Source organism: Tepidanaerobacter syntrophicus (assembly GCF_001485475.2).
GTDB lineage: Bacteria > Bacillota > Thermosediminibacteria > Thermosediminibacterales > Tepidanaerobacteraceae > Tepidanaerobacter > Tepidanaerobacter syntrophicus.
In genome coordinates this window covers 428,333-454,977 of the sequence record NZ_DF977001.1, presented here as the reverse complement: position 1 = coordinate 454,977, position 26,645 = coordinate 428,333, and the positions used below count along the sequence as shown (strand labels likewise).

The window sequence follows — 26,645 nt, the reverse complement described above, 5'->3', positions numbered from 1 at the left end:
TGTGAAGTATATAAGCCATGCCCCGTATCAAATCGATGAAATGCTCAAAGAGCTGGAAATTTCCGACGTAACGGCTTTATTCAGTGATGTCCCCGATAAAGTGAAATTAGACAGAGATCTTGACTTGCCACTACCTTTAAATGAAATTGAGCTTAAAAGAGAGTTTGCGGTTTTAAGCGGCAAGAACAAAGCAGCGGACTACATAAACTTCATAGGAGCCGGCGCGTATGATCACTATGTGCCGGCAGCGGTAAAAGCTTTGCTAAGCCGCTCTGAATTCTATACTGCATATACACCTTATCAGGCGGAGCGCAGTCAGGGGACTTTAGCTGCAATTTTTGAGTATCAAACCATGATAGCAAAACTTACCGGAATGGATGTTGCGAATGCTTCAGTCTATGATGGAGCGTCAAGCTTGGCAGAGGCTATATTAATGGCTTGCCGCATAAAAAAGAAAAATAAAGTAGTAATTTCTCAAACCCTGCATCCGGAATACATTGAAACAGCGCAGACCTATGCTTTTGGCAGCGGCATCAAAGTTGTAGTCTCGCCATACAACTGTTTATATGAAACGGACTGGGACAAACTCGAGACCCTTATAGACGGTGAGACGGCAGCACTGGTTGTCAGCGTACCAAACTTTTTCGGAGTCATAGAAGATGTAAGAAGGGCCCAAAAAATTACTCAAAAGAAAGATATTATGCTGATAGTAGCAGCGAATCCAATCGCTCTTGCGTTTTTAAAGCCACCTTCAGAATATGGAGCCGATATTGTTGTGGGAGAAGGGCAGCCGTTGGGGAATTCCTTAAACTTTGGCGGACCATACCTTGGATTTATGAGTGCGAAAGCAAAGTATTTGCGCAGCATGCCCGGCAGGATTGTAGGAGAAACCATTGATAAAGAAGGAAACAGGGCTTTTGTATTAACCCTTCAAGCACGAGAGCAGCATATACGAAGAGAGAAAGCCACATCTAATATCTGTTCAAACGAAGCATTGAATGCCCTGGCAGCAACTATATATCTTGCATATCTGGGAAAAGAAGGACTAAAGTCAGTGGCATATAATTGTATCGCAAATACACAGTATTTTATTAATGAAGCAAAAAAATATCAGGGTATAAGGATTATAAATTCAAAAGTGTTCAATGAAGTTGCGGTAGAAGTAGACAATCTTGAAGAAAAATACCAGAAAGCCTTAAATGCCAAGATTCTTCCCGGTCTTAAATTAGATAAGTTTTTCCCGGAACAGGCAGGCAAGCTTTTGGTAGCATTTACAGAAAAAAGGACGAAACATGAAATTGATGAGCTCTTGAAAATACTGGGGGTGGATTAAGTGAGCGATGTGCCGTTGATTTTTGAAAAATCAAGAAAAGGAAAAGAAGGATTTGTTTTAACTGCCCCTGACGTTCCTCAAGTAGAAATATCTCAAGTATTTGATGAGGATCTAATAAGATGCGACCTAGACCTGCCGGAAGTATCGGAAGTAGATGTTATAAGGCACTATACTAAGCTTTCCACCATGAATTTTGGAGTAGATAGCGGTTTCTATCCTTTAGGCTCCTGCACTATGAAATATAATCCTAAAATCAATGAAGAAATTGCTTTAATGCCTGAATTTACCCAGCTTCATCCATACGCACCTCAGGAACTTTGTCAAGGAACATTGGAAGTTATGTATCATATGCAAAATTTCCTTGCTGAAATTACCGGCATGGACTATTTTACACTCCAGCCTGCAGCAGGTGCACACGGAGAACTTACCGGGATGTTTATCATAAAGAAGTACTTTGAACATAGCGGACAGAAACGGACTAAAATTATTGTGCCGGATTCGGCCCATGGCACAAATCCAGCTTCTGCAAGTCAAGCAGGTTTTGAAGTTATAAGCTTAAAATCGGGCAGCGACGGACTTGTAGACCCTAAAGCACTTAGAGAAGTGGTCGATGAAAATGTTGCAGCGCTGATGCTTACAAATCCAAATACATTAGGCCTTTTTGAAAAGAACATACATGAAATTGCCGAAATATTACATGAAAAGGGAGCTTTACTGTATTATGACGGTGCAAACCTTAATGCGGTAATGGGGATTGCCCGGCCGGCAGATATGGGCTTTGACGTAGTTCATCTTAACCTGCACAAAACTTTTTCTACACCACACGGCGGCGGTGGGCCGGGTTCCGGGCCGGTTGGAGTAAAAGCGTTTTTAAAGGACTTTCTTCCTAAACCTATCGTAGCCAAAAAGGATGATAAATATGTCTTAGACTATAATATACCTTATAGCATTGGCAAGATTCATGGGTTCTATGGTAATGTAGGCGTTGTTCTTAAAGCCTATGGATATATAAAATGCTTGGGGGCCTCCGGATTAAAGGAAGCAAGCGAAGTTGCCGTGTTAAATGCCAACTATCTGCTTAAAAAGATCAAAGATATGTTTATCGTGCCTGAAGGGAATGTTTGTAAGCATGAGTTTGTTGTAAGCTGTAAAAACTGGAAAGAGAATTTTGGAGTAAGAGCATTAGATGTAGCTAAACGCTTACTGGATTATGGGTTTCATCCTCCTACTATTTATTTTCCTTTAATAGTTGAAGAGGCGCTTATGATCGAACCTACAGAAACCGAAAGCAAAGACACATTAGATGCGTTTTGCGATGCGCTGCAAAATATTTATAGGGAAGCGCAAGAAAATCCGGACATTTTAAAATCGGCGCCTTTTAGTATGCCTGTAAAACGTGTTGACGAGGTAAAAGCTGCTAGAGATGTTAAAGTTATCTATAAAGAATAAAAATTTTTCGGCTATCTTTTAAACTCCAGTATAAGTTTTCCCTCTTCGGTATTTACGGAATATATCTTTAAATTATATGGAAGAGGGGGAGGCGTAAAGCTTAAATCATAATCTGCCGCAAGTTCATCTATGACTTTTGCAGATAGTGTAACGCCGCGAAACTCTAATTCTTTAGGGATAAACTTTATTTTTTGATTTTCGGTAATTTGAATATCACATGTAATTGAGTAAAGGGGAGCAGAGCCGTCAGTATTCTTTTCGCTGACTGTAACGCCCCCTTTATGAAATTTGAAAAAGATATTTTTGAGATTTTTATCTTGAGATAGTAACTTGTTCGTAACTGAGACATCCGAAAAATCGGCTCTTACAGCTGACGAAGTATAATCGATTTTAAGACTGTCAGGGTCTAGGTTGTACCAAGGTAGCGCTGACAGGTTTTTTAGCAGATAATCCAAAGAAGGCAAGGACTCCTGCCAATTTTTGCTTAAATCTTCTAAAAATGTTGTATCCTTTAGAACGGCACGCGCCTCTGCAAGCTGCTTTTGTTTTTCTTTTAGCGTCCGAGTAATGTCATTTAGCGTAAGTTTTAACTGTTTTTCAAGATTTTTAATATCTTGCTGCTTTCTTTCAATATCATTTTCCTCTTTTTCTCGTAAAGATATAAGATTTTTTGTCTCATCTATTATACCTTTATAATATTCCATAAAGAACATTACATTATCATATCTTCTAAAAAACTCTCCCAAGTCTTCAGCTCCCAGCAAAACTGCAAGCATGTTTCCTGTGCCGCCCTTAAAGGAAAAAACAACCCACTTAGCCAATTTTTTCTGTTGCGTAGAAAAGTTGCTATTGAGCAATGCAAGCTCGTTCTTTTTTTCTTTAAGTTCCCTTTCGAGCTCGCTGTTTTTATTTGAAAGTTTTTCGACCTCATTTTTAAGCGCCAGAACTTTTGCGTCAAGAGACAGAATATCTTCAATTAGTTGTTGTTCGCTTACAGTGTTTTGAGCGCCTAAAGGAGTTTCGATATATAAAACATTTAGAATGAAAATAGTTATTACCAAAAAAATAAGCCCTTTAGAAGTTTGCATAATATTCCTCCCGCATGGGCGACTTGTTCTTCTATATATATATTTCATTCTACAAAAAATTACTATATCCTTTAATTTCAGGTTTTATAAAATTATTTTGAAAATTAACTGATAAAATTTGATGTATAATAGTTTTAAAGGAGTGCTGCGATACAGTGATTTATAAAAATATTAAAGAAGCAAGATTTATAAACCGTCCTAATAGATTTATTGCAAATATAGAAATCGAAGGGAAAAGCCAGCTGTGCCATGTAAAAAACACAGGCAGGTGCAAGGAGCTGCTTACACCAGGTGCAAAAGTTTTTGTCCAGGAGTCGGATAACTTTAAGCGTAAGACAAAATATGATCTTATATCGGTATATAAAGGCGATATGCTGGTAAATATTGACAGCAGCGCGCCAAATAAAGTCTTTTACGAATGGCTCACTGATTCTGACATAAAAGAAGATATTTTGTTTGTAAAGCCAGAAGCTCAATATAAAAACTCTCGTTTTGATTTTTATATAGAAACAGCAAAAAGCAGAGGGTTTGTTGAAGTTAAGGGAGTTACATTAGAAAAAGACGGTGTAGCCTTATTTCCTGATGCCCCAACAGAACGCGGCGTAAAACACTTAAATGAGCTTATTGATGCCAGGCAAAATGGTTATGCAGCTTGGATAATTTTCATAATTCAAATGCAAAAAGTAAGCTATTTTATGCCAAATGAAGCTATGCACAAAACTTTTAGCGATGCCTTAAAAGCAGCCCAAAAACAGAACGTCGATATGGCAGCTCTTGATTGTAAGGTAACGAGGAATTCCATTATGATAGAAAATCATATAAAAATAAAACTATAATTGCTATTTAAAAAAGGATTTTACAAGTTAATGTAGAATATATTAGATATGAATGTTTTATGAAACATAATTTCATAAAGTGGTACACCCGAATTGATATTAAATAATTAGAGGTGAAGATATGCCGCAGGATAATACAGTACAATCAGTAGAGAGAGCATTTAAAATACTTGAAGAACTGGCAACCGAAAAAGAAGGTTTGGGTGTTACTGAGCTTGCATCTCGAATAGGACTGCATAAAAGCACAGTTCATCGCATGCTGACAACTCTTTTAAGCCTTGGATATGTGGAACAAAATACATCCTCTGAAAAATACCGGCTAGGGATGAAAATTTTGTTTTTGGCAGAAGCTATTCTTGACAGGATGGATATACGAAGAGAAGCTCATGACCTTCTTGAAGAGCTTTCATCAAAAGCGAATGAAGCAGTACATTTGGTAGTGCCTGACGGTTTTCGTGCTGTATATATTGATAAATTAGACAGCAATAAAACGATTCGCATGTTTTCCCAAATAGGCAGGACGGTTCCTTTGCATGCATCTGCAGTAGGGAAGGCAATTCTGGCTTTTGCAGATAAAGAGTTTGTAGAGGAAGCGATAAAGCAAGGACTTACAAAGTTTACAAAAAATACTATAACAAATCCAAAAGAACTATTAAAGCATCTGGAAATAGTTAGAAAACAAGGTTTTGCAATTGATGATGAAGAAAATGAAGAAGGAATAAGATGTATTGCAGCTCCTGTTTTTGATTACACAGGTAAAGTGATTGGAGCAATAAGCATATCAGGGCCTACTGTCAGCATGACACATGAAAAAGTTGAGAGATTAAGCAAAGATGTAATTGACTGTGCAAATAAGATATCCCAAAGAATGGGATGGCAGCCAAATAGATAATTAACATTAAGTAAATGATATTTAAAATTTTGGAGGTGTTTTTATGGATTTTGAATTTTTCATGCCGGCACATCTTATATTTGGATTAGGGAAAATTAAAGATACCGGCGTATATGCAAAATCTTTTGGAAAAAATGCTTTAATAGTTACGGGTAAATCCAGCGCAAAGAAAACCGGACATTTAGACACCGTTGCAAAAAGCCTTGAAAAGGAAGGTGTAAATTGGACACTGTTCGATGAAGTGGAGCCGAATCCTCTTACTACCACTATTGATAAAGGTATAACTTTGGCAAGAAATAGCAAAGTAGATGTTATCATCGGGCTGGGCGGTGGAAGCGCTATGGATTCAGCTAAGGCCATTGCTTTTGGTGTAAAAAGAGAAGGCTCGATTGCTAACTATTTCGGACCACAGCCGGCAGGAGATGTACTACCTATTATTCTAATACCTACTACTGCCGGAACCGGCAGCGAAGCTAATAATTATTCAGTTATGACGAATCCCGAAACCAGTGCCAAAAAATCCTTTTCTTCTCCTGACACTTTTGCAAAAGTTTCTATTATTGATCCAGAGCTTACGCTCACAGTTCCAAAAAAAGTTACAGCATCTACCGGAATCGACGTATTCTTTCATGCTCTAGAATCATATCTGAGCAAAAGATCTCAGCCTATAAGTAAACCACTGGCCTTTGAAGCCATGAAGCTTGTTTTGGATAATTTAAAAGGTGCGTATGAGCATGGAGATAAAATTGAGTATCGAGAACCTATGGCTTGGGCTAGCACAATTGCAGGTATGGCTATAAACCTTTCCGGAACTTGCGGTATACATGGATTAGGTCATCCAATAAGCGCTTATTATAATATTGCCCATGGTGAGACACTAGCCGCAGTCTCCCTTGCCTTTCTTCGTTTTTCTTTGCCGGATGCCTCTCCTAAGCTGGCAAAGGTTGCAGAACTTTTTGGCATAGATACCAAAGATATTTCAGAAAACGAAGCTGCGCAAAAAGCCATCAAGGCTTTGGAAGAGTTTATAGAAGATCTTGGCATCCCGACTAAGATATCCGCTCTAGGGGTAAAAGAAGAAGATATAGATAAACTGGCACAAAATGCTTATGAAAATGCAAGCAGTAATTTAAAATCCAGCCCGAAATTTCCGAGTTTAGAGGATGTAAAAAAGATATATAGAGATTCCCTTTAAAAAAATTGCATAAATTTTGGAGGTGTCTGCAATAATGAATAAGTATGTAAGGTTTGATGATGGCAAAGGTCCAAAGTACGGATTACTTGAAGGTGAAAAGATAGCTGAATTGGAAGGCTCGATCTTTGGAAAATGGTCAAAAACATCAAAAGTCTATGATTTAAACAAAGTCAAACTTTTAGCTCCTTGCGAGCCCACCAAGGTTGTAGGTGTGGGGACAAATTATAAAGAGGTAATAAATGAAAAAGGCGATCCTATGCCTGAGGAGCCGATAATCTTTTTAAAACCTAGCACATCTGTTATAGGACCTGATGAAGCTATAGTCTGTCCTCCAGGCGTAAAAGAGCTAAATTATGAAGCAGAACTTGTTGTAGTCATAAAGGATAAGATCAAGAATGTAAGCGTAGAAGATGCCAAAAATCATGTTTTAGGCTATACATGCGGTAATGATATTACTGCAAAAGATTTTATGATAAAGGGTAAGCCTTGGACAAAAGCCAAGTGCTATGATACATTTATGCCAATAGGACCCTGCATTGTCGAGGGAATTGACGGGGATAATCTGGGCATTAAAATGTACCATAATGGTAAAGTGACCCAAGACAGCAATACATCAGACATGATATTTAATGTCTCGCAAATTATTGCATTTGTATCTGCGATAATGACATTAAATCCCGGAGACATTATAAGCACCGGAACACCTCCCGGAAAAGGGAATCTTGCAGCGGGGGATATTATTGAAGCTGAATTGGAAAACATAGGCAGACTAAAAAATACAGTTAAATAAACAAAAAGAGACAACCGAAGTGCCTGTACCCGGTTGTCTCTTTTTTTCTAAAAATTATTGCAGCATAGCTAGCAATCCTTCGAAATCATTGTTTCTTATTATTTCCTCAGGGATTTCTAAATTAGATTTAATCGCTTTGGAAATTTTCATAGCAGGCTTGGTGTCACCAAAAAGTACTGCGCCAACAGGTTTGCTATCTCTTATAAAAATAATACTATATTTATTATTTTCTTTGTCGAGTTTCTTTATGGAATCAAAAGGCTTTCCGTCTTTACACAAATCCCCAACTGAATATAATTCCACACCGAATACTTTTAAGTAGTTAGAGGGCACCACTTCATTATAATGTACTTGTTTGCCTGCCATATTTAAGCCTGCAGTTTTTCCCTGCTCCCGAGCCACAGGCCAAATACCGTATACCTGTCCTTTATATTCTGCAATATCGCCTGCAGCGTATACATTTTCTACTGAAGTCTGCATATATTCATTGACTTGAACACCTCTACCAACTTTTATAGGAGTATTCTTTACAAGGCCAATATTAGAACGAACGCCAGTAGAAAATACCACAAATTCTGCGGGCATTATTTTACCTTCAAGCTGAATTGATGTAACCTTACCGTTTTCGCCTATAATTTCTGTGAGTTTACCGTTGGTCACGAAATTTATCCCCGCTTTTTCACCAAGAGCCATAAGAAGATGGGAAGCTGTTTCGTCAACTTGTTTTGAGAGAATATACGGCGAGCCTTCGATTACCGAAACCTTTTTGCCCTTGTTGGCCAAAGACCATGCTACCTCTAATCCTAAGACTCCACCACCTACAACGATACCATTTTCTTTGTCACTTATATACTCATTTACTTTTTTTACATCATCCAAGGAGCGTATAGAAAAAACTCCTGTAAGGTCGTTGCCGGCAACAGGCGGAATAAACGGGCTACTTCCGTTTGCAAGAAGCAATTTTGAATATTTTATTGTTTTACCGTTATCTGATAACACTGTGCAATTTTCTGTATCAAGAGACTCTGCTCTGCAGTTAAGCCACACATCAATATTAAGCTCTGCGTACCATTCGGGTTTATGAATGTAAAGCTTATCAAGGTCCAAAGGTTCTCCCAGAAGACTCGACAGCCACATTCGATAATACGCATAATAGGGTTCTCCGCTTAATATAATAACAGGAGTGCCTCTGTCGTTTTCGCGAAAGGCTTCAGCAGCAGATACAGCAGCTATTCCGTTTCCGATTATCACAACAGGATCTGTCATTTTACACATCTCCCTATAATTTGATAAACAATAAGGCCCATAAATCGGGCCTTAGAACAATTAAGCTTCTTCAAACATATCTTTTCCCGCGCCGCATTCGGGACACACCCAATCCTCGGGAATGTCTTCAAAAGCTGTGCCCGGCGCGATCCCATTTTCCGGATCTCCTACCTCAGGGTCGTATACATATCCGCAAACGCTACAAACCCATTTCTGCATAAAAATCCCCCTCGCCTATTAGTATGATATTAACCCCATTTGTTTTTGGTCATATGAGTTTTTAATTCTGCCTTAATTCGCTGCTGGATATCTGTGGCACAGGCTTTTGTTGTCTCAAATATCTGGACACATGCCGGATCAAGTGCGTCTTTAATGCCATTTTCACTGATTTCTTTTGCCTTTTCAAGAAGAGCAAAGAGTTCCATATGCAAGCCGTTGGTATAGCGAGATCTGTCTACCTTAGATGCAGTTTCGTCGTCTAGCTGTTGGAACTTTTCTTTAGGAGCTCCGCATTTAGGACAATTTGCAGGTGCTTCATCACCGTCAAATATGTAGCCGCAAACACCGCATTGCCATTTTGCCATTTTAAAGACCTCCTCAATTTAATAATTTTTTAAAATTTTTTTAAGCTACTAATAACTTCTGGTTTAATTATACTTTACTTTTATAAAACTTTCAAATAATCTACATCACTATTATAATAATAATTACTATTATGTGTCAATAGAGAATCAAGATAACTACGCTAAAGTAAGTTCATTTTTTTCTCTATGACGCTCTAAAGCAAGGCAAATTAACTCATCTATTAGCTTCTTATATGACAAGCCAGATGTTTCCCACATTTTAGGATACATACTTATTTTTGTAAAGCCGGGGATTGTGTTAAGCTCATTTATGTAAATTTTTTCGGTTTTTTTATCCATCAGAAAATCTACCCGAGCCATTCCGCTGCAGTCAAGAGCCTTGAAAGCCTTTATGGCAAGTTCCTGAACCTGAGTGGTAAGGTCAGAGGAAAGAGGCGCAGGAAGAAGAAGTTTCGATTTATCGCCGTCAAGATATTTTGCACTGTAATCGTAAAAATCACGACTTGGCAGAATTTCTCCGGGCAGCGAAGCCTTAGGGTCGCTGTTTCCCAAAACAGCACACTCGATTTCACGAGCATCAACTGATTTTTCTACTAGTATTTTTGTGTCATACTTTGCAGCGGCAAAAAGTGCATCGCTAAGCTCATCCCTTTTGCTAACTTTACTTATTCCAACACTAGAGCCGAGGTTTGCAGGCTTTACAAAACACGGATAGCCAATGGAGTTTTCTATTTCTGAGATAATATCTGAGATTTTTCCTTTTAATTCATTTTTATAAAATACCTTATAATCAACTATAGGCAAGTTACTCTGAGCGAGAATTTTTTTAGAAAAAACCTTGTCCATACAAATAGCAGAAGAGGCCACACCGCAACTTACATAAGGCACATTCATCAGTTCAAAAATGCTCTGGACTGTCCCATCTTCCCCTCTGGGGCCATGGAGAACCGGAAACGCCACGTCGAAATAGTGCCGCTTTTCAATTCCGTTATTTATTTCAATTGCACAATTATATTTTGGATCAGGGGCAAGAAGTACAGGAATGGCTTCGCTTTGCCAAGTATCATTTTCAATTTTTTCGATACTGCCCAAAAAAAGCTTCCAATTTCCATGCTTATTAATTCCTATTGGCATAATTTCATATTTTGATTTATCCATAACCTTTATAACTGATGCACAAGACATCAACGATACTTCATATTCACTGGATTGGCCTCCGAATATAATTCCAACCTTTAGTTTTTGCAAAGCAAAATACTCCTTTCACTGTCAATATTCAATTTATTATAATACAAAAACCATTCTTGAACAAACAAAATATGCTTTATTAGTTGACTTTTCGATAATTATGATATATTATATATTATGTAAATGATACTGAGTTGCATTATCAATGCTAAATCACACAGGAGGAGGATGCGCAATGACCCACGACAAGATATCCATGCTCAAATCAGAAAGAGAAAGACTGTTAAGCCAGTGGACAAAGAATGAAGGTAACCGCGTAAAATTGTTAGTCCGCATTATGGAAATCGAAGAGCAGATAGATGAGCTCAAAAAAGGCGCTTAACAAGCCTTTAGTCAAAAAAGTTGACAGACATTAAGATTTTTGATACAATTAAAGAAACTTAATACATGAGCTCTCAATCTGAGCGCTTAATTCTTTCGAAAAGAAAGAAGCGGGGGAACCACTTTTGGGGTGAATCCCCTTTGACCAAGAAATCAAATTGCAAGTTCTTGATTAGAGGGGTAGGGTTACACTCTTCGACCCGAATCCGACAGCTAACCTCGCCAGCGTTGTAAGAGGAGGTTGATAGTAGTGAGTGCTCAAAAAAGCAACTCAAAAGCTATGGATCTCCATGGCTTTTATTTTGTCCAAAAAATAGAGGAAAAGGAGGTATTGGGATGATAAGCCCGATGGATGTGAAGTTTGCAGTAATAGGTGCAGGTAACGGCGGATTGGCAATGGCAGGCTATCTTGCATATCGAGGTTTTTCGGTGAACCTTTATAATAGAACCTATTCGAAGATAGAAGGCTTAGCAAAAAACCCATATATTAATTTAAGCGGTTCTATAGAGGGAAGCGGCAAGATCAATCTTGCAACAAGCGATATTAAAGAAGCTATCAGGGGAACAGATGTGATTATGATAACCACACCGGCTACCGGCCATTATGAATTGGCTTGCTTAATAGCACCTTATTTAGAGGATGGCCAAGTTATAGTATTAAATCCAGGACGCACCGGTGGAGCTCTTGAGGTTTATGAAACATTGAGAAGCAATGGATGCACCAAGGACATCACTGTTGCAGAAGCCCAAACTTTTATTTATGCATGCAGAGCAATCGGACCCCAAAGCGCAAAAATATTTAGCGTAAAAAATGAAGTGGCTCTTGCGGCTATTCCGGCTACAAGGACAATGGAAGTAATAGAGCTTCTGTCGGAAGCTTATCCTCAATTCACTCCCGCAAATAGTGTAATGGAAACCAGCTTAAACAATTTCGGAGCTATTTTTCATCCGGCGCCGACGCTGTTAAACAGCGGACATATTGAACGGGGTCAGACTTTTGAATATTATATAGAAGGTATTACCCCTTCTATTGGCCAAATGCTGGAAAAACTTGATTCGGAAAGAATGCATGTTGCTATGGCTTTAGGCGTTAAAACTATTTCTGCAAGAAAATGGCTTGAAGAGTCATATGGGGCAAAAGGCGATACCCTGTATGAAGCCATTCAAAACAATTCGGCATATAAGGGACTTACAGCACCAAAAGGGCTAAATACCCGCTATATATATGAAGATGTTCCGTGCAGCCTAGTGCCTATAGCTTCAATTGCCGAAGAGCTTGGCATAGAGACTCCTGCAATTGACACCATTATAAGGCTTGCAAATATTATAACAGGCGAGAATTTTATTGAAAAAGGCAGGACAGTTGAAAAACTTGGCCTTAAAGGGCTTTCGGCATCTCAAATTATTGAGTTTGCCCAAACAGGCGATTTAGTAGCTGCTACACATCGAAATGTGGGGGTGGTGGCATTATGAAAAAAATAATTGCGGCCTCGATAGGCAACTGCGTTCACGTGGCAGGGATAATGAACTTTTTATCCTTGGCTGAAAGAGAAGGCTATGAAACCGAATTTTGCGGAGCTGCAATTTCTATCGATGAGCTGATTTGTGCCATCAAGACAGAAAAACCCGATTATGTAGGTGTAAGCTACAGGCTTACCCCTGAACCGCTGGAGAAAATTTTAGATGAGCTTAAGAGCAAAATTGCCGCAGAGAATATAAAAGGTATAAAATGGCTTTTTGCCGGCACTGAACCTACTGCAGAAGTTGCCAAAAAAAGCGGCATATTTTCACATATATTCAATGGAACAGAGGATCCGGATGAAGTTATCGGATTTTTAAAAGGCATTACATTTGCAAAAAGCGATGATTATCCGCAAGATCTGGTTTCGCGAATTAAATCAAAATATCCATATCCTATACTCAGGCATCATATTGGCTTGCCGTCTTTAGAAGAGACGATTGAAGCTATTAAAAAAGTAGCTGATGCCAAAGTGTTGGATGTTATTTCTATAGCACCGGATCAAAATGCTCAGGAGCATTTCTTTGAACAGGATAAAATGGATCATAGATTAGACGGAGCAGGGGGAGTGCCGCTTCGTTCAAAAGAAGATTTTAAAGCACTATATGAAGCATCACGTAGAGGGAACTATCCCCTTCTTCGCTGCTACAGCGGAACAAAGGATTTGATACCCTTTGCAGAGATGCTAAATGAAACAATAAAAAATGCCTGGTGTGCCGTTCCTCTTTACTGGTACAGTGTGCTGGATAAAAGAGGACCGCGGCCGGTGGAAGAAGCCATAAGAGAAAATCAGCAGGTAATGAAGTGGCATGGCCAGCGGTCGATTCCGGTAGAAGTTAATGAGTCACATCACTGGAGCCTAAGAGATGCCCATGATACTATTGGTGTAGTTACTGCTTATCTTGCAGCATATAATGCAAAAAAGATGGGAGTAAAGGACTATGTAGCTCAATACATGTTCAACGTTCCACCCTCCATTTCACCGGCTATGGATATTGCAAAAATGCTTGCAAAAATTGAGTTGATAGAGAGCTTAGAAGATGAAAACTTCAATGTATACCGTCAAGCCCGCGCAGGCATAGCCAGTTTTCCGGCAGATCTCGCCCAGGCCAAGGGCCAGCTTGCTTCGTCTGCATATCTTGCAATGGCAATAAAACCACATATTTATCATGTAGTAGGCTATTGTGAAGCCCACCATGCAGCTACGGCTGATGATGTTATTGAAAGCTGCAAGATTGTCCGAGGCGTTATAAGGAATGTGATGCTGGGAGCCAGCGATATCACAAAGGACCCGGTTATTCAGGAAAGAAAAAATGAATTGATAGCAGAAGCGCGTGTTACTCTTGAAGCTATAAAATCATTAAGTCCAAACGTGAAAGATCCCTTGTCTGACCCCTCAACTCTTGCAAAGGCGGTTGAGATAGGAATTCTGGATGCCCCGCATCTTAGAGGGAATCCGGCTGCCAAAGGACAGTTAGTTACACAAATGATAAACGGTGCTTTATATGCTTATGATCCTGTGGAAAAACGGGTGCTTACTGAAAAAGAACGTATTGACAGGATTTTAAGTAAGATTGATACAACAACAAATATTTGTGACTTCAATCATGAGTTAGTGGTATAGCGAACAAATATCGATGGCGAAGACTATCCGAATTAACGCCTGTAAAGGTAGCAGGCTTCAAGGTCAATGAAGCAGGAAATTCTAGCAGTGATGTTGAAAGTCTGTAAATTCAGGGATAGGAGCCTCGCGAGAAGTAAGTAGAGTATAATTTAAAGCTAAATTTTGTCAAAGGCCGACGCCAAAAGGCGCCGGCTTTAATGTTAGATATCGATACTGCGGGGAATATTTTCTTGTTTTTGTGTGTGACTTCTGTTAATATTATTAAATAGACTTACTGTATCTATCAAATAATGGAGGTTGAGTTATGGATATAAGCGAAGAAACAAAATCTCGACTTTTGCAAAACTTAAGCTCCCCTTTCGACGGTAATTTATTAGGTGTAAAAGTAGCTGATGCTGAAAGGGGAAAAATAATCATAGAAGTCGAACCAAAAGAAGAATTTACAAATGGTCTTGGAATAATCCACGGAGGAGTAACTGCAAGCTTGTGCGATACTGCCATGGGCGGCGCTGCAATGACACTGGGGATTATACCGGTAACTGTTGAGATGAAAATAAATTACATCTCTCCTGCCGGAACAGATAATAAACTGGTGGGTGTTGGGAAAGTGGTAAAAGAAGGTAGGACATTAATTTTTGCCGAAGGTGAGATATATTACAAAGATAAACTTGTGGCACAAAGTCTGGGGACTTATATTGTAAAGAATCCAAACATGTCTTCAAAGTAGTTAAATTTTGAGCTATTTTTAGAAGGAGGTTTCTCTATGCTTCTTGACTTAAGTCCATATGCCTTTAAGATAGGCCCCATAGCCGTTCGCTGGTATGGCCTTTTTATGGCGATTTCGTTTTTAGTAGGCTCATTTCATCTTTTAAAGATGGGGAAAAAGAAAGGGCTTAGCGAAGATTTTTTGCTAAACCTTGCTATGATAGTAATTGTATCAGGCATAATCGGTGCAAGGCTAATTTTTGTTTTAAGCAATTATCCTCAATGGTTTGTTACAGCCCCTTTAAATGTTATAAAGATTTGGGAAGGTGGTCTTGCATGGCATGGCGCGCTTCTTGGTGGACTTTTAACCGGCTGGTATTATTGTAAGAAAAACGGTGTAAACCCAAACATGATAGCAGATTGGACAGTAGTGGGCCTTTCCTTTGGATACTGTCTAGTTAGGATAGCCAACATCTTTAACCAAGAAGTATTAGGAAGAATGACACAATTTTCCTTTGGCAGATGGCCGGCCCAATTAGTAGGTTCTTCCATAGGCCTAGTACTGCTTATACGCTATTTTTATCTTCAAAAAAAGCAATTACCTGAAGGATATCAATTTTGGTCATTTATATGGTATCATCAACTGCTTAGAGCACTTATAGAGGAAACAGTAAGAGAAAATCCATTATATTTAATAGAATATGTAAACCCAAAATGGGGAATCGGCGTAGTTACACTTACTCAGTGGTTTACGCCTTTAGTGCTGGGCATTGTATACTATATGTATAAATACAGCGTTGAAAAGCCTGCGTCGGAATAATTGACTTAAAGGGCAAATTAATGTATCATGAAAATGGATAATAGTTTGTGCGCCTGTAGCTCAGCGGATAGAGCACCGGCCTCCGGAGCCGGGTTTCGCGGGGGTTCAAATCCCTTCAGGCGCACCATTTAATCATATTTATCAAGAATTCTCCCATCTTTTATAGTGGAAAATGAATTGCTAATAGCTATGGTGATAGCCAAACCATAGCTAAAAATTATTATTGGAGCAGGGACTACCCTTAGAGCTTGGGTAAACTTGGCAGGCTACTGCTATTGACCAAGAAGCTCCCACTTCGACGAATGAATGAGTAAGTGGTGAGTAGTTCACAAAGATATAATAAAAGACAGAAAATAATGTAAAGAAGGGGATGTGTTTATGGAATTGCTGACTGAGATGGAAAAAGCCAAGGAATTAGTAAATGCAGCTTCAACCTTCGATAATGTAAAATTAGCTAAATTGATACATACAAGAGATATTATTGTAGATGAGAGAGTAAGATACCAGTGTGCATATTCAGGGTGCAGAGAATACGGACGCAAGCTAATGTGTCCGCCTTACACTCTTTCCGTAGATGAGTTTAAAAAAGTATTGTCAAGATACTATATGGCGCTTCTTGTTCAACTTGAAGGAGAAATTACAAATAAAGCTAATTGGGAACCGGAAAGCGATAGATGGGCGCTAAAGCTGCATGATGTCGTATATCAATTGGAAAATAAGGCATTTGGACTTGGATTTCCTTTTGCGGCTGCACTTATAGGCGGCTCTTGCAAGTTGTGCAAAGAATGTCCGGGAATAAACAGCCCAAATCCAATATGTGTGCACCGAGAGAAAGCAAGACCTTCAATGGAAGCTATGGGTGTTGATGTCTTAAAGACATGCAGCAATATGGGGATAAACATGGAGTTTTCGCCTGACAAGGTAACATGGACAGGTTTTGTGCTGCTTTCATAGTTTTTATGTTACATTTCTGTTACATTTGCCCTCCTTTTACGATTTGTATTCGGATATATGTTATAATTAATTACGCCTTATTTCACAAACTATGGTTTTGCAAGCCTAGATATATCAAAGCTTGTAATTAAAACAAGGAGGACAATATAATGTTTAAGAAAGTTTGTACTTTGTTTTTAGCAGTAACTATGTTATTTGTATCTGCAGTACCTGCTTTGGCAGCGGATAACAATGCCCAGGAAGCAGCATCGGCGACAAAGCCCTTAATTACTGTGGAAAATTTATTAGATATAGCAAAAACTCCCGAAGATGAGCCTCTTAGCCGTGGAGCATTTGCTGCAATGCTGGTTTATGCTGCGGATATTCCCACATCTGAAATCGATGAAAGCGAAAATCTTCCATCAGATTTAGATGCTGGCGCGTGGTATGCCGGCGCAGTCAAGGCGCTTTGGGATCGCAGTATTCTTAATGGTTTTGCCGGCAATGCTTATCCGGAAAGGCCTATTACAGGCATGGAAGCTTTAGCGCTGACAGCAAGAATGCTTGGAATTCCTGAAGATGTAATATCCGAGGGGTCGGGAAACTCTTCTGATGAAGAAAGCGTAGATTATGAGTTATATTCCTGGATAATAGACCAAAACTTTACACAAAAAAATATTAATCCTACTGATGAACTTAAAGCCGGTGATGCGGCATCATTATTGGTTAATGTTTTTGGTATCGACGAAGATGCAAAATCAATAATTGATATGGCAAATGAAAAAAGTAAGGATATCAAATCATTCCGCGCTGATGGCGACATGCAAATTAGAATGGATATGTCAGCCGGGGATACCCTTATGGAAGGACTTGAAGTAGCATCAACTTTAAACATAGAATATACAAAAGACGCTTATCATCAAAAGATGACTCAGACAATAAAAGGTCTTGAGGAAAGCATAGATTTGGAACAGTATATAGACAAGGACTACATTTACACTTTAACCGATACAGGAGAAGGCGAAGCTGAATGGACAAAGATGAAAAACTTTATGCCAATGCTTTTTGATGAAGATTTTTTAACACAGCAGCAGGACTGGGCCAAAGATATAGAAGACATAGCTTCCTATAAGCTTTTGGGTAAAGTGACGATTGACGGAAAAGAGTATTACAAAGTAGCAACTTACTCAAGACTTGAAGACTTAAGTAAGATTTTCAGCGCAATTCCCGGATTTAGCGAAGAAGAAATTCCAGGTTTAGAAGAAGCAGAAAATATAGTGAAGTTTATCGCTGTAAGGGGCATAAATTATGTAAGCGTTGAAGATGGATTAACAAGCAAAGCAAAAGCAAGTACTACGGCTTTATTTAATGAGGATGCTCAGAAGGACAGTCCTTTAGCTGTAAAAGCACTAGAAATGTCCATGAATTACAATTACCATGACTACAATGCCGATATTGAGATAGAAATTCCTGATGAAGCTAAAAATGCCGAAGAAGTAAATTTAGAAGAACTTCCAGAGGAAGCGCCTCAAGAATAGAATTGTGTTATATAGTGCGGCATCTGACGTAACAAAGATGCCGCATGCAATTATTGTAAGTTGGATCTGAATTATTCGAAAGGAAGATCTATATGTTTAAGCGCGCAATATCAAACAGGATTATTGCCGGTTTACTTGCGTTAATGTTTACGATATCGATGTTTGTTCCATTTAAGCCATGCGATGCCGCAAGCGATATTAAAGTTTTATTAGACGGCGTAAGTCTCAGCTTTGACGTGCCTCCTATTATTGAAAATGGCAGGACACTGGTGCCTTTTAGAAAAATCTGCGAAGCTCTTGGAGCTGAAGTAGAATGGGATGAGGAAACAAGAACCGTTGCGGCGTTTAAAGATAATAAAACGATACTTTTGAAAGTTGGAGAAGACACTGCATATATAAACCAAACCCCGACAAAATTAGATACGGCACCTATAATAAAAAACGACAGAACCCTCATTCCCTTAAGATTTCTCAGCGAAGCTTTTGGGGCTGCGGTTAATTGGGACAACGGTCTTAGAACAGTTAAAATAAGTACTTTGCCTGAAGAAAAGCCTTCAAAGTACATAATGGGCTACTATTATTCACAGTCATATGAGGATTTTCTAAAAAACGTCGACAAAATGTCGGCTGTGGCAGCTAAGTGGTATACTTTGGATGAAAACGGCAGCTTGATTAATAAAGACACCTTGCGGTATATAAATGTTCCGGAAGGTTATGACAGCGTAATTAAAACTGCCAAAGAAAACGGTGTAGAAATCCAGATGCTGGTTTTTGAAAATAATGCTACCAGGCTAAATAAAGCACTATCAACTCCTGAATCTAGAACGGCCCTAATAGATCAAATAAGCAAGATGGCAACAGACGAGGGTTTTGATGGTGTAAATATTGATTTTGAAGCTGTGACAGCTTCAGGAAAAGATCAGTTTAATGAATTTATAAAAAGTCTTTATGCAAAATTGAAAGCTCAGGGAAAATCATTGAGTCTTTCGCTTCCTGTAAAAACAGAAAGTGTTGACTGGAGGCCGGGATACGACTATACAACTCTCGGCAAATATGCCGATTTTGTAGTGCTTATGGCCTATGATAAGAGTCCAAGCGTGCCAGGTCCTCAATCGGGAATCGATTGGGTAGAAGAAGTTGTAAATTACGCGACAGCCCGTATTCCTGCAGAAAAGATAGTGCTTGGTATTGGCTGCTACGGATACGACTGGGTAAATGGAAAGAGAAGTTCTGTTATTGCAAAAAATAATGGTACAACTTATCTTGAATTTGCAGATGACCTTTCCGAAAAATATAACTTAACTATGAGCATTGATCAAACTTCAGGACTTCTTAACGGAAAATATACCGATGAGAATGGACAGATACACGAAGTTTGGATGGAAAGCGATTATTCAATAGATGCGAAGGCCAAAATGGTTTTACAAAAGGGCTTAAAAGGCATTGCCATATGGAGATTAGGCTATACTACCCCATCGTTTTGGGATACCTTAGCAGACAATTTTAAACCTGTGAAAATGAATTAATATACATCTGTCTTTATCTGTATATTGTGTAGCAAATTAAGACCCTTATGTGACTAGGGTCTTAATTTATATCTTAGCTGATAAGCTTGTGAATTTAATCGTTATCATGGATACAAATCTTCTTAAAAAAATGTTATAATGTACAGTAAATTGTGTGGAGGTAGATATATGCGCACCATAGCCTTGGTAGGAAGAAGCGGCACAGGGAAAAGCCACAAAGCTCAGTGGGTCGCTCAAAAAAATGGCATAGAGTTCATAATAGATGATGGAATCCTTATAAAAGGGAACAAAGTTCTTGCAGGCCGCTCAGCGAAGCGAGAGAGTACCAAAATCGGAGCTATCAGGTGTGCTATATTTCAAGAGCCGGAACATGCAGAGGAAGTAAAAAATAAAATTGCAGAATTAAATCCTGAAAGTATCCTTATATTAGGCACTTCTTATTCAATGATTGAAGTCATATGCAAAAATCTTGACCTGCCTTTGCCTGAGCGAATCATCAAGATTGAAGATGTTTCATCGAAACGCGAAATAAGCACAGCTCTCAAAATACGTGAGACTACAGGTAAACACATTATACCAGTGCCAACCCTTGAAATTAAGAAAGACTTTTCCGGTTTTCTTTTAGATCCTCTGCGCATTTTTAGAAAAAAGGGAAAGGCCAAGCCTGCAATGCTGGAGGAAAAATCTGTCGTTAGACCTACTTATAGTTACATGGGAAAGTATACCATAGGCGATACAACAATAAGTCAAATTGCACTATATACAGCTCAGCAGGTTTGTGGTATTGGCAGTGGAGGAAAGGTTTTCATAGAAAACAACAGCGAGGGAATAAAACTAAAACTTGAGCTGTCTATTGAATATGGCAGTGATATGCAAGAAGTGCTCCGTAAAGTGCAAAAAAGAGTAAGAGAAATTATTGAACACATGACAGGTCTGAACGTTCTAAGCGTTGAAGTAATTGCTAAACGCCTTTATTTTACTCAAGATCCGAGAAAAATAAATCAAAAAATTTAAGGAGGCTTATTATGTTCAAAATATTATCTAGAGAAGATCTTGCACCATCTATTAAGCAATTTATTGTAGATGCGCCGCTAATCGCGCAAAAAGCCAAGCCGGGGCAATTTGTCATTTTAAGAATCAAAGAGGGAGGAGAAAGAATTCCTCTGACTATAGCGGATTATGATGCAAAAGCCGGCACAGTAAGAGTTGTGTTCCAAGAGGTTGGCAAGACAACAAAGGAGCTTGGCACTCTTAAAGAAGGAGACTTTCTTGCTGATTTTGTGGGTCCTCTGGGAAAGGCAGTGGAGTTTCCGAATCACAAGAGAGTGCTTGGAATTGGCGGAGGATTAGGAGTTGCGCCGCTTTATCCAAAGCTTAAGATGCTTCATGAACAAGGAGTCGAGGTAATAAGCATTATAGGCGCAAAAACCGCTGATATGCTTATAATGGAAGACGAAATAAAGGCAGTAAGCGATGAAACATATATTTGTACAGATGATGGTTCTAAAGGCCGCCATGGCTTTGTAACTGTAGTACTTAAAGAACTGCTGGAGAAGGGCGAAAAATTTGATGAGATAATCATAATAGGCCCTGCAATACTTATGAAAATTGGAACTGAGATTATAAAACCTTACAACATACCGGTAATGGTAAGCCTAAATCCGATAATGGTAGATGGGACAGGAATGTGCGGCTGCTGCAGAGTGACAGTGGGCGGCGAAACTAAGTTCGTATGTGTAGATGGCCCTGCTTTTGACGGAACTCAAGTAGACTTTGATGAGCTTATGAAGCGGTTGCAAACATATGCAACTGAAGAAAAAATAGCCCTTGAAAAGTATGAAAAAGAAAGAGGTGGGTGCCGATGCCATCAATAAATAAAAGCAAAGTCAAAACTCCAATGCCGGCTCAAGATCCAAAGGTTCGGAGCAGAAACTTCAACGAGGTAGCTCTTGGCTATACTGAAGAAGATGCAGTAAATGAAGCTGCCAGATGCTTAAATTGTAAAAATCCCACATGTATGCAGGGGTGCCCTGTTCAAGTTCAGATACCGCGATTTATAAAGTGCATAAAAGAAAAAGATTTTGAAAGCGCTATAAGCATAATAAAAGAAACCAACAGCCTGCCTGCAATTTGTGGTAGAGTTTGTCCTCAAGAGGATCAATGCGAGCAAAAATGCATTTTGACAAAAAAAGGAGATCCGGTAGGAATAGGAAGACTAGAAAGGTTTGCCGCTGATTGGGAAAGGGAAAAAGGAGTAAAAATTCCAGAAAAGCCTAATCCCATCGGCAAAAAAGTTGCCATAATAGGCTCAGGCCCTGCAGGCCTTACCTGTGCGGGAGATCTTGCAAAACTAGGTTATGATGTTACGGTGTTCGAAGCTTTCCATGAAGCCGGAGGAGTTTTGATTTACGGCATACCCGAATTCCGTCTTCCTAAAGAAATTGTAAAACAAGAAGTGAATTTCTTAAAGGAACTTGGCGTAAAAGTTGAAACAGATATGGTAATGGGCAAAGTTCTGACAGTGGATGATCTTTTTGAAAAAGGATACGAAGCTGTGTTTATAGGAACAGGAGCAGGACTGCCAAAATTTATGGGTATCCCGGGGGAGAATTACTTAGGTGTTTATTCGGCCAATGAGTTTTTAACAAGAATTAATCTTATGAAAGCTTATAAATTCCCGGAAACTGATACGCCTGTAAAAGTAGGCAAAAAAGTTGCCGTAATAGGCGGTGGCAATGTAGCAATGGATTCTGCCAGATCTGCTTTAAGAATGGGAGCAGACGAAGTTTACATTATTTATAGAAGGTCAGAAGCAGAAATGCCGGCTAGGAAGGAAGAATTTGAACACGCAAAGGAAGAAGGCATTATTTTTAAATTCCTTACAAACCCGATACGCATAATCGGCGATGAAAAGGGCTGGGTAAAAGGTGTTGAATGTATCCAAATGGAGCTGGGCGAGCCTGATGCTTCTGGAAGACGCAGACCAGTTCCGATTAAAGGATCTGAGTTTACGTTAGATATGGATACAGTAGTTATTGCTATAGGAACCGGACCAAATCCCCTTTTAATCCAAGCAACCCAAGGCCTTGATCTTAATAAATATGGATATATTGCAACAGATGAAGATGGAAGAACTTCAAAAGAAGGAGTTTGGGCTGGCGGAGATATTGTAACAGGTTCCGCAACTGTAATACTTGCAATGGGAGCCGGAAAAAAAGCGGCACAGTCTATAGATAATTACTTAAAAAATAAATAAAGCTACTGAAATAGAAATAAATTTTGTTTCGATGTCTCTGCGTGTTAAAGGGTTTGAATCAGAGGAGAGATAACGATGAAGATAGGTGTACCTCGGGCGCTGGCTTATTATGCTTACTATCCATTTGCAAAAACCTTTTTTGAAAAGCTTGGTTTTGAGGTAGTAGTGTCAGATGAAACCACGAAAGAGATTATGGATTTAGGCGTAGAGGATGCAATCTCAGATGCCTGTGTCCCGATTAAATTATTTCATGGACATGTGCGTAATCTAAAAGACAGGGTTGATTATGTATTAGTCCCGCGGCTTGTGAGAATTAAAAAAGAATCTACTTTCTGCCCCAAATTTCTAGGACTTCCGGACATGATCGCATGTTCTATTTCAGACTTTAAGAATATGTTTGAAGTAAGAGTAGATATACCGGGAGGAAGAGTTGACTTACTGAAGCTGTGCATGAAAGTGGGACGAAAATTTAAAAAAGGATTTTTAAAGACTTATGCAGCTTATTTAAAAGCTTTGTCAAGTTTTAAAAACTATACTTATCAGTTTTTACAAGGCGGTATACCGCCCCTTGGAATTGTAGCTCAAAAAAGAAGTAATCCTATACACCTTGCTGTTGTGGGCTACCCCTATATGCTGTATGATTCTTATTTAAGTCTTGATCTTATAAAAAAGTTGATAAATATGGGCGTTTACGTGGTAACACCTGAAATGCTAAGTAAAAAGGACAAGCAAAAACAAGCCGGCAAACTCAAAAAAACACTTTTTTGGACATTTAGCAATGAGGTAATAAGATCTGCATACTATTTTTTTGAAAATAAAACTGTAGACGGAGTAATACATGTTACAGCTTTCGGATGTGGCCCCGATTTTATAGTTGACAAAATGATGGAGATAGATGCTAAAAAATACCAAATGCCATATCTTACCATTACTCTCGACGAGCAAAGCGGCCAAGAAGGTCTAAATACCAGACTGGAGGCTTTCGTAGATATGCTAAAGATAAAGAAAGAAAAGAAAGAGGCGGTAATGGTATGAGAAAAGTTTCGTTTCCATGCATGGGAACATCCTATATACCATTTGAAAAACTGCTTAAGGCATTCGGAAATGATGTGATTGTTCCTCCAAGACCTACAGAAGAAACAATCAGCTATGGCACGAAGTATGCACCTGAGTTTGCATGTTATCCATTTAAAATAGTCTTAGGAACGTATGTTCAAGTTTTGGAAAAGGGGGCTAACACCCTTGTATCCTCAGGCGGCGTCGGGCCATGCAGAGCAGGCTTATATACCACTCTTCATGAGAAGATATTAAAAGATTTAGGTTATGAATTTGAAATGATTACCCTTGAACCGCCCGGCAGGCACCTGAAAGATCTAATTGAAAGTATAAAAAAATTAATAAATGTAAAGCTGAGCATAAAAGATTATGCAACTATAGGACGCTTTGTATGGAAAGAATTAGTCTTACTTGATAAGATTGAAAAGTTATCGCATAAAGTAAGGCCATTAGAAGTAAAAAAAGGTGAAACTACCCAAACATACAAGAAATGCGTTGACATGATTGCGAAAGCTGAAAAATATAGTGAGCTAGTTGAAATAGAACATGAATCGGAGCGCCTTTTCGATTTAATTGAGAAGAAAGATTATGACCCTATAAAAATAGGTATTGTTGGAGAAATTTATGTACTTTTAGAGCCTGCTTCAAACCTTGAAATCGAGGAGATGTTAGGGGATTTAGGTGTGTATGTGGAGCGCTCTATGTTTCTTTCCGGATATACCATTTCAAATGCAGTATTAGATTTATTTCACATTAAAGGCGACAGAGACGCTAAAAAAATGGCTGCTCCTTATTTTAAAGAGATGTGCGGCGGCCACGGCAGGGAATCAGTAGGCAATTCTGTAATATTTGCGAAAAGAGGTTTTGACGGGGTGATTCAGCTTTCGCCTTTTACCTGCATACCTGAAATAGTTGCAAAAAGCATCCTCCCAAAAGTGTGTAAAGAACATGGTTTAGGTTTTCTTAGTATCAACTTTGATGAACAAACAGGGAAAGAAGGTCTTAGAACTCGACTGGAAGCATTTGTAGATCTGCTTGAGGCGAAACGAGAAAGGCTGGAATATGTTCCGACAAAATCAAAAATCGCAAAGGAGGTGAGCTGATGTCTCATTATTTAGGGGTTGATGTTGGCTCAGTCAGCACTGACCTTGTTTTGATAAACGAAGACGAAGTTGTAGAAGAGTCAATTTATATAAGGACACAAGGCAACCCTATCAAGGCTGTTCAGGAAGGAATGAGGCAGCTTTCCTTTAGGAATAAGGGAAAATGGGATGTAAGAGGTGTAGGAACAACTGGCAGCGGCCGCCAACTTGCAGGGGTGATTGTCGGTGCTGATATAATAAAAAATGAGATAACTGCCCATGCTGTAGCAGCTTTAAGAGAAGTTCCGGATGTTCAAACAGTGCTTGAAATTGGCGGTCAGGACTCTAAAATTATAATACTTAGAGACGGTGTTGTAACTGATTTTGCGATGAATACAGTATGCGCTGCAGGAACAGGTTCTTTTCTTGACCAGCAGGCAAACCGCTTAAATATACCTATTGAAGAGTTTGGAAATTATGCGCTAGAGTCAAAAAATCCTGTCCGAATAGCAGGCAGATGTGCTGTTTTTGCTGAATCAGATATGGTTCATAAACAGCAATTAGGCTATAAAACCCAGGATATTATCCGTGGATTGTGCGAAGCTCTTGTAAGAAATTATTTAAACAATATTGCAAAGGGCAAAGAAATTCGGCCTCGCATAGTATTTCAAGGCGGCGTAGCAGCTAATGCCGGTATGAAAGCGGCATTTGAAGAAGCCCTTGGCGAGGAAGTTTATGTGCCAAAATACCATGACGTAATGGGGGCCATAGGGGCAGCACTGCTTGCAAAACATGCTAAAATATCTAAAACAAAATTTAAAGGGTTTGGTCTGTCGGATATGCATTTTGCAGCGGATAGTTTTGAATGCAGCGGATGTCCGAACCACTGCGAAGTTGTCAACATAAAGATGGAAGGCAAAGTAATAGCCCGCTGGGGTGATAGATGTAACAAGTGGAAAATTGTCGATGATGGTGTGGCGTAATTTATATAACTTCAGTTTGATTAAAAATAGGCGCTTTAAATGCTGCGCCTATTTTTGTTGTTTAATATAATTATTTTTCACTGTCAGATAAGTAACTTTTATATCCGATAGCCTCTAGCTTTTCAGCCTTAGCACACACATCGGCCTTCATATTTTCTTTATATTTTTTTACTGCGTCCCTTATTACAGGATATTTAATTCCGAGTATTTGAGCGGCAAGCAATCCTGCATTTGCGGCGTTGTTTATAGCCACGGTGGCTACTGGCACTCCTGCAGGCATTTGCACAATTGAAAAAAGCGAATCCAGCCCATTTAAGGTTGATGTTTTAACAGGAACACCAATTACCGGAAGAGGAGTAATAGCCGCTACCATTCCTGGAAGATGAGCAGCGCCTCCTGCGCCGGCTATAATAACTTCAAGTCCCTGAGATTCTGCGTATCTTGCATAGTCAAACATTCTTTGAGGAGTCCGATGAGCGGATACAATGGTCATTTCATAGTTTATGTTAAACTCTTCCAGCACTTTAGCTGCTTCTTTCATTACAATAAGATCGGAATCACTTCCCATAATTATGCCTACCAAAGCTTTATCACTACTCAT

The 26,645-nt window shown here is 39.1% G+C and carries 26 protein-coding genes, 1 tRNA gene and 1 riboswitch; of the genes, 21 read left to right on the top strand and 6 right to left on the bottom strand.

The annotated features are described in order from the left end of the window. The first annotated feature begins 1 nt into the window (after position 1). Together gcvPA and gcvPB are read left to right on the top strand one after the other, a co-directional pair. Positions 2 to 1,333, top strand: coding sequence for an aminomethyl-transferring glycine dehydrogenase subunit GcvPA (gcvPA, locus tag TSYNT_RS07195; protein WP_059032807.1), 1,332 nt, complete (start codon positions 2 to 4; stop codon positions 1,331 to 1,333). Further along, on the top strand, positions 1,334 to 2,782 hold the full coding sequence (gene gcvPB, locus TSYNT_RS07190; RefSeq protein WP_059032806.1) for an aminomethyl-transferring glycine dehydrogenase subunit GcvPB: 1,449 nt from the start codon (positions 1,334 to 1,336) through the stop codon (positions 2,780 to 2,782). A gap of 11 nt (positions 2,783 to 2,793) precedes the next feature. Here gcvPB and TSYNT_RS07185 read toward each other — a convergent pair whose 3' ends face one another. Beyond that, a complete protein-coding gene (locus TSYNT_RS07185) occupies positions 2,794 to 3,870 on the bottom strand; it encodes a coiled-coil domain-containing protein (RefSeq protein ID WP_059032805.1) in 1,077 nt (358 codons plus the stop codon). 155 nt (positions 3,871 to 4,025) lie between these two features. Between TSYNT_RS07185 and sfsA the strand changes: the two genes are divergently transcribed. The 4 genes from sfsA (at position 4,026) to TSYNT_RS07165 (ending at position 7,583) form a co-directional block, all read left to right on the top strand. Beyond that, positions 4,026 to 4,706 (top strand): DNA/RNA nuclease SfsA, encoded by a 681-nt coding sequence (gene sfsA / locus TSYNT_RS07180; protein ID WP_059032804.1) that lies wholly within the window; start codon positions 4,026 to 4,028, stop codon positions 4,704 to 4,706. 121 nt (positions 4,707 to 4,827) lie between these two features. Continuing rightward, positions 4,828 to 5,598, top strand: coding sequence for an IclR family transcriptional regulator (locus TSYNT_RS07175; protein ID WP_059032803.1), 771 nt, complete (start codon positions 4,828 to 4,830; stop codon positions 5,596 to 5,598). Between the two features lie 43 nt (positions 5,599 to 5,641). Then, a complete protein-coding gene (locus TSYNT_RS07170) occupies positions 5,642 to 6,793 on the top strand; it encodes an iron-containing alcohol dehydrogenase (RefSeq protein ID WP_059032802.1) in 1,152 nt (383 codons plus the stop codon). A gap of 34 nt (positions 6,794 to 6,827) precedes the next feature. Next, positions 6,828 to 7,583, top strand: a complete 756-nt coding sequence (locus TSYNT_RS07165) for a fumarylacetoacetate hydrolase family protein (RefSeq protein WP_059032801.1) — start codon at positions 6,828 to 6,830, stop codon at positions 7,581 to 7,583. 54 nt (positions 7,584 to 7,637) lie between these two features. On the opposite strand, the gene TSYNT_RS07160 is transcribed toward TSYNT_RS07165, so the two are convergent. The 4 genes from TSYNT_RS07160 to TSYNT_RS07145 form a co-directional block, all read right to left on the bottom strand. After that, complete coding sequence (locus TSYNT_RS07160) at positions 7,638 to 8,849, bottom strand: NAD(P)/FAD-dependent oxidoreductase (RefSeq protein WP_059032800.1); 1,212 nt, start codon at positions 8,847 to 8,849, stop codon at positions 7,638 to 7,640. A 60-nt stretch (positions 8,850 to 8,909) separates the two neighbouring features. Further along, the gene (gene rd, locus TSYNT_RS07155) at positions 8,910 to 9,068 is read right to left on the bottom strand and encodes a rubredoxin (protein WP_083497693.1); all 159 of its coding nucleotides are present in this window, start codon (positions 9,066 to 9,068) and stop codon (positions 8,910 to 8,912) included. Positions 9,069 to 9,097: 29 nt separating this feature from the next. Then, a complete protein-coding gene (locus tag TSYNT_RS07150) occupies positions 9,098 to 9,433 on the bottom strand; it encodes a rubredoxin-like domain-containing protein (RefSeq protein ID WP_059032799.1) in 336 nt (111 codons plus the stop codon). Between the two features lie 156 nt (positions 9,434 to 9,589). Then, positions 9,590 to 10,681 (bottom strand): D-alanine--D-alanine ligase family protein, encoded by a 1,092-nt coding sequence (locus tag TSYNT_RS07145; RefSeq protein ID WP_059032798.1) that lies wholly within the window; start codon positions 10,679 to 10,681, stop codon positions 9,590 to 9,592. A gap of 175 nt (positions 10,682 to 10,856) precedes the next feature. Between TSYNT_RS07145 and TSYNT_RS07140 the strand changes: the two genes are divergently transcribed. From TSYNT_RS07140 to TSYNT_RS07070, 15 genes are all read left to right on the top strand, one after another. After that, positions 10,857 to 11,003, top strand: a complete 147-nt coding sequence (locus TSYNT_RS07140; protein ID WP_059032797.1) for a hypothetical protein — start codon at positions 10,857 to 10,859, stop codon at positions 11,001 to 11,003. A 73-nt stretch (positions 11,004 to 11,076) separates the two neighbouring features. Continuing rightward, positions 11,077 to 11,244: riboswitch (cyclic di-AMP (ydaO/yuaA leader) on the top strand. A gap of 94 nt (positions 11,245 to 11,338) precedes the next feature. Beyond that, entirely contained in the window at positions 11,339 to 12,475 is a 1,137-nt protein-coding gene (locus tag TSYNT_RS07135) for an NAD/NADP octopine/nopaline dehydrogenase family protein (RefSeq protein ID WP_059032796.1), read from the top strand. Then, positions 12,472 to 14,145 carry a cobalamin B12-binding domain-containing protein gene (locus TSYNT_RS07130; protein WP_059032795.1) on the top strand — a complete coding sequence of 558 codons (1,674 nt, stop codon included), beginning with the start codon at positions 12,472 to 12,474 and terminating at the stop codon, positions 14,143 to 14,145. The genes TSYNT_RS07135 and TSYNT_RS07130 overlap by 4 nt, the downstream gene beginning before the upstream one ends. Before the next feature lie 304 nt (positions 14,146 to 14,449). After that, the gene (locus tag TSYNT_RS07125; RefSeq protein WP_059032794.1) at positions 14,450 to 14,872 is read left to right on the top strand and encodes a PaaI family thioesterase; all 423 of its coding nucleotides are present in this window, start codon (positions 14,450 to 14,452) and stop codon (positions 14,870 to 14,872) included. Between the two features lie 36 nt (positions 14,873 to 14,908). After that, on the top strand, positions 14,909 to 15,670 hold the full coding sequence (locus TSYNT_RS07120; protein ID WP_059032793.1) for a prolipoprotein diacylglyceryl transferase: 762 nt from the start codon (positions 14,909 to 14,911) through the stop codon (positions 15,668 to 15,670). Positions 15,671 to 15,719: 49 nt separating this feature from the next. After that, positions 15,720 to 15,797 (top strand) — tRNA-Arg (locus TSYNT_RS07115). Between the two features lie 251 nt (positions 15,798 to 16,048). Then, entirely contained in the window at positions 16,049 to 16,624 is a 576-nt protein-coding gene (locus tag TSYNT_RS07110; RefSeq protein WP_059032792.1) for a DUF2284 domain-containing protein, read from the top strand. A gap of 149 nt (positions 16,625 to 16,773) precedes the next feature. Further along, positions 16,774 to 18,141, top strand: coding sequence for a DUF6612 family protein (locus TSYNT_RS07105; protein WP_059032791.1), 1,368 nt, complete (start codon positions 16,774 to 16,776; stop codon positions 18,139 to 18,141). 92 nt (positions 18,142 to 18,233) lie between these two features. Then, positions 18,234 to 19,667 carry a stalk domain-containing protein gene (locus TSYNT_RS07100; protein ID WP_083497692.1) on the top strand — a complete coding sequence of 478 codons (1,434 nt, stop codon included), beginning with the start codon at positions 18,234 to 18,236 and terminating at the stop codon, positions 19,665 to 19,667. A 168-nt stretch (positions 19,668 to 19,835) separates the two neighbouring features. Next, positions 19,836 to 20,681 (top strand): Asp23/Gls24 family envelope stress response protein, encoded by an 846-nt coding sequence (locus tag TSYNT_RS07095; protein ID WP_059032790.1) that lies wholly within the window; start codon positions 19,836 to 19,838, stop codon positions 20,679 to 20,681. An 11-nt stretch (positions 20,682 to 20,692) separates the two neighbouring features. Beyond that, positions 20,693 to 21,541: a sulfide/dihydroorotate dehydrogenase-like FAD/NAD-binding protein gene (locus TSYNT_RS07090; RefSeq protein ID WP_059032789.1), complete on the top strand. Its 849-nt coding sequence runs from the start codon at positions 20,693 to 20,695 to the stop codon at positions 21,539 to 21,541. Then, on the top strand, positions 21,529 to 22,923 hold the full coding sequence (gene gltA, locus TSYNT_RS07085; protein WP_059032788.1) for an NADPH-dependent glutamate synthase: 1,395 nt from the start codon (positions 21,529 to 21,531) through the stop codon (positions 22,921 to 22,923). The genes TSYNT_RS07090 and gltA overlap by 13 nt, the downstream gene beginning before the upstream one ends. Positions 22,924 to 22,998: 75 nt before the next feature. Further along, complete coding sequence (locus TSYNT_RS07080; RefSeq protein ID WP_059032787.1) at positions 22,999 to 23,958, top strand: acyl-CoA dehydratase activase-related protein; 960 nt, start codon at positions 22,999 to 23,001, stop codon at positions 23,956 to 23,958. Then, positions 23,955 to 25,082, top strand: a complete 1,128-nt coding sequence (locus TSYNT_RS07075) for a 2-hydroxyacyl-CoA dehydratase (RefSeq protein ID WP_059032786.1) — start codon at positions 23,955 to 23,957, stop codon at positions 25,080 to 25,082. The genes TSYNT_RS07080 and TSYNT_RS07075 overlap by 4 nt, the downstream gene beginning before the upstream one ends. Further along, positions 25,082 to 26,044, top strand: coding sequence for an acyl-CoA dehydratase activase (locus TSYNT_RS07070; protein WP_059032785.1), 963 nt, complete (start codon positions 25,082 to 25,084; stop codon positions 26,042 to 26,044). The genes TSYNT_RS07075 and TSYNT_RS07070 overlap by 1 nt, the downstream gene beginning before the upstream one ends. Before the next feature lie 70 nt (positions 26,045 to 26,114). On the opposite strand, the gene purE is transcribed toward TSYNT_RS07070, so the two are convergent. Further along, complete coding sequence (purE, locus tag TSYNT_RS07065; RefSeq protein WP_059032784.1) at positions 26,115 to 26,645, bottom strand: 5-(carboxyamino)imidazole ribonucleotide mutase; 531 nt, start codon at positions 26,643 to 26,645, stop codon at positions 26,115 to 26,117.

Coding starts and splice junctions, on each gene's coding strand:
- TSYNT_RS07185 (WP_059032805.1), bottom strand. CDS start 3,870: ATGCAAACTTCTAAAGGGCTTATTTTTTTGGTAATAACTATTTTCATT.
- TSYNT_RS07175 (WP_059032803.1), top strand. CDS start 4,828: ATGCCGCAGGATAATACAGTACAATCAGTAGAGAGAGCATTTAAAATA.
- TSYNT_RS07170 (WP_059032802.1), top strand. CDS start 5,642: ATGGATTTTGAATTTTTCATGCCGGCACATCTTATATTTGGATTAGGG.
- TSYNT_RS07165 (WP_059032801.1), top strand. CDS start 6,828: ATGAATAAGTATGTAAGGTTTGATGATGGCAAAGGTCCAAAGTACGGA.
- TSYNT_RS07160 (WP_059032800.1), bottom strand. CDS start 8,849: ATGACAGATCCTGTTGTGATAATCGGAAACGGAATAGCTGCTGTATCT.
- rd (WP_083497693.1), bottom strand. CDS start 9,068: ATGCAGAAATGGGTTTGTAGCGTTTGCGGATATGTATACGACCCTGAG.
- TSYNT_RS07150 (WP_059032799.1), bottom strand. CDS start 9,433: ATGGCAAAATGGCAATGCGGTGTTTGCGGCTACATATTTGACGGTGAT.
- TSYNT_RS07140 (WP_059032797.1), top strand. CDS start 10,857: ATGACCCACGACAAGATATCCATGCTCAAATCAGAAAGAGAAAGACTG.
- TSYNT_RS07135 (WP_059032796.1), top strand. CDS start 11,339: ATGATAAGCCCGATGGATGTGAAGTTTGCAGTAATAGGTGCAGGTAAC.
- TSYNT_RS07130 (WP_059032795.1), top strand. CDS start 12,472: ATGAAAAAAATAATTGCGGCCTCGATAGGCAACTGCGTTCACGTGGCA.
- TSYNT_RS07125 (WP_059032794.1), top strand. CDS start 14,450: ATGGATATAAGCGAAGAAACAAAATCTCGACTTTTGCAAAACTTAAGC.
- TSYNT_RS07120 (WP_059032793.1), top strand. CDS start 14,909: ATGCTTCTTGACTTAAGTCCATATGCCTTTAAGATAGGCCCCATAGCC.
- TSYNT_RS07110 (WP_059032792.1), top strand. CDS start 16,049: ATGGAATTGCTGACTGAGATGGAAAAAGCCAAGGAATTAGTAAATGCA.
- TSYNT_RS07105 (WP_059032791.1), top strand. CDS start 16,774: ATGTTTAAGAAAGTTTGTACTTTGTTTTTAGCAGTAACTATGTTATTT.
- TSYNT_RS07100 (WP_083497692.1), top strand. CDS start 18,234: ATGTTTAAGCGCGCAATATCAAACAGGATTATTGCCGGTTTACTTGCG.
- TSYNT_RS07095 (WP_059032790.1), top strand. CDS start 19,836: ATGCGCACCATAGCCTTGGTAGGAAGAAGCGGCACAGGGAAAAGCCAC.
- TSYNT_RS07090 (WP_059032789.1), top strand. CDS start 20,693: ATGTTCAAAATATTATCTAGAGAAGATCTTGCACCATCTATTAAGCAA.
- gltA (WP_059032788.1), top strand. CDS start 21,529: ATGCCATCAATAAATAAAAGCAAAGTCAAAACTCCAATGCCGGCTCAA.
- TSYNT_RS07080 (WP_059032787.1), top strand. CDS start 22,999: ATGAAGATAGGTGTACCTCGGGCGCTGGCTTATTATGCTTACTATCCA.
- TSYNT_RS07075 (WP_059032786.1), top strand. CDS start 23,955: ATGAGAAAAGTTTCGTTTCCATGCATGGGAACATCCTATATACCATTT.
- TSYNT_RS07070 (WP_059032785.1), top strand. CDS start 25,082: ATGTCTCATTATTTAGGGGTTGATGTTGGCTCAGTCAGCACTGACCTT.
- purE (WP_059032784.1), bottom strand. CDS start 26,645: ATGAGTAGTGATAAAGCTTTGGTAGGCATAATTATGGGAAGTGATTCC.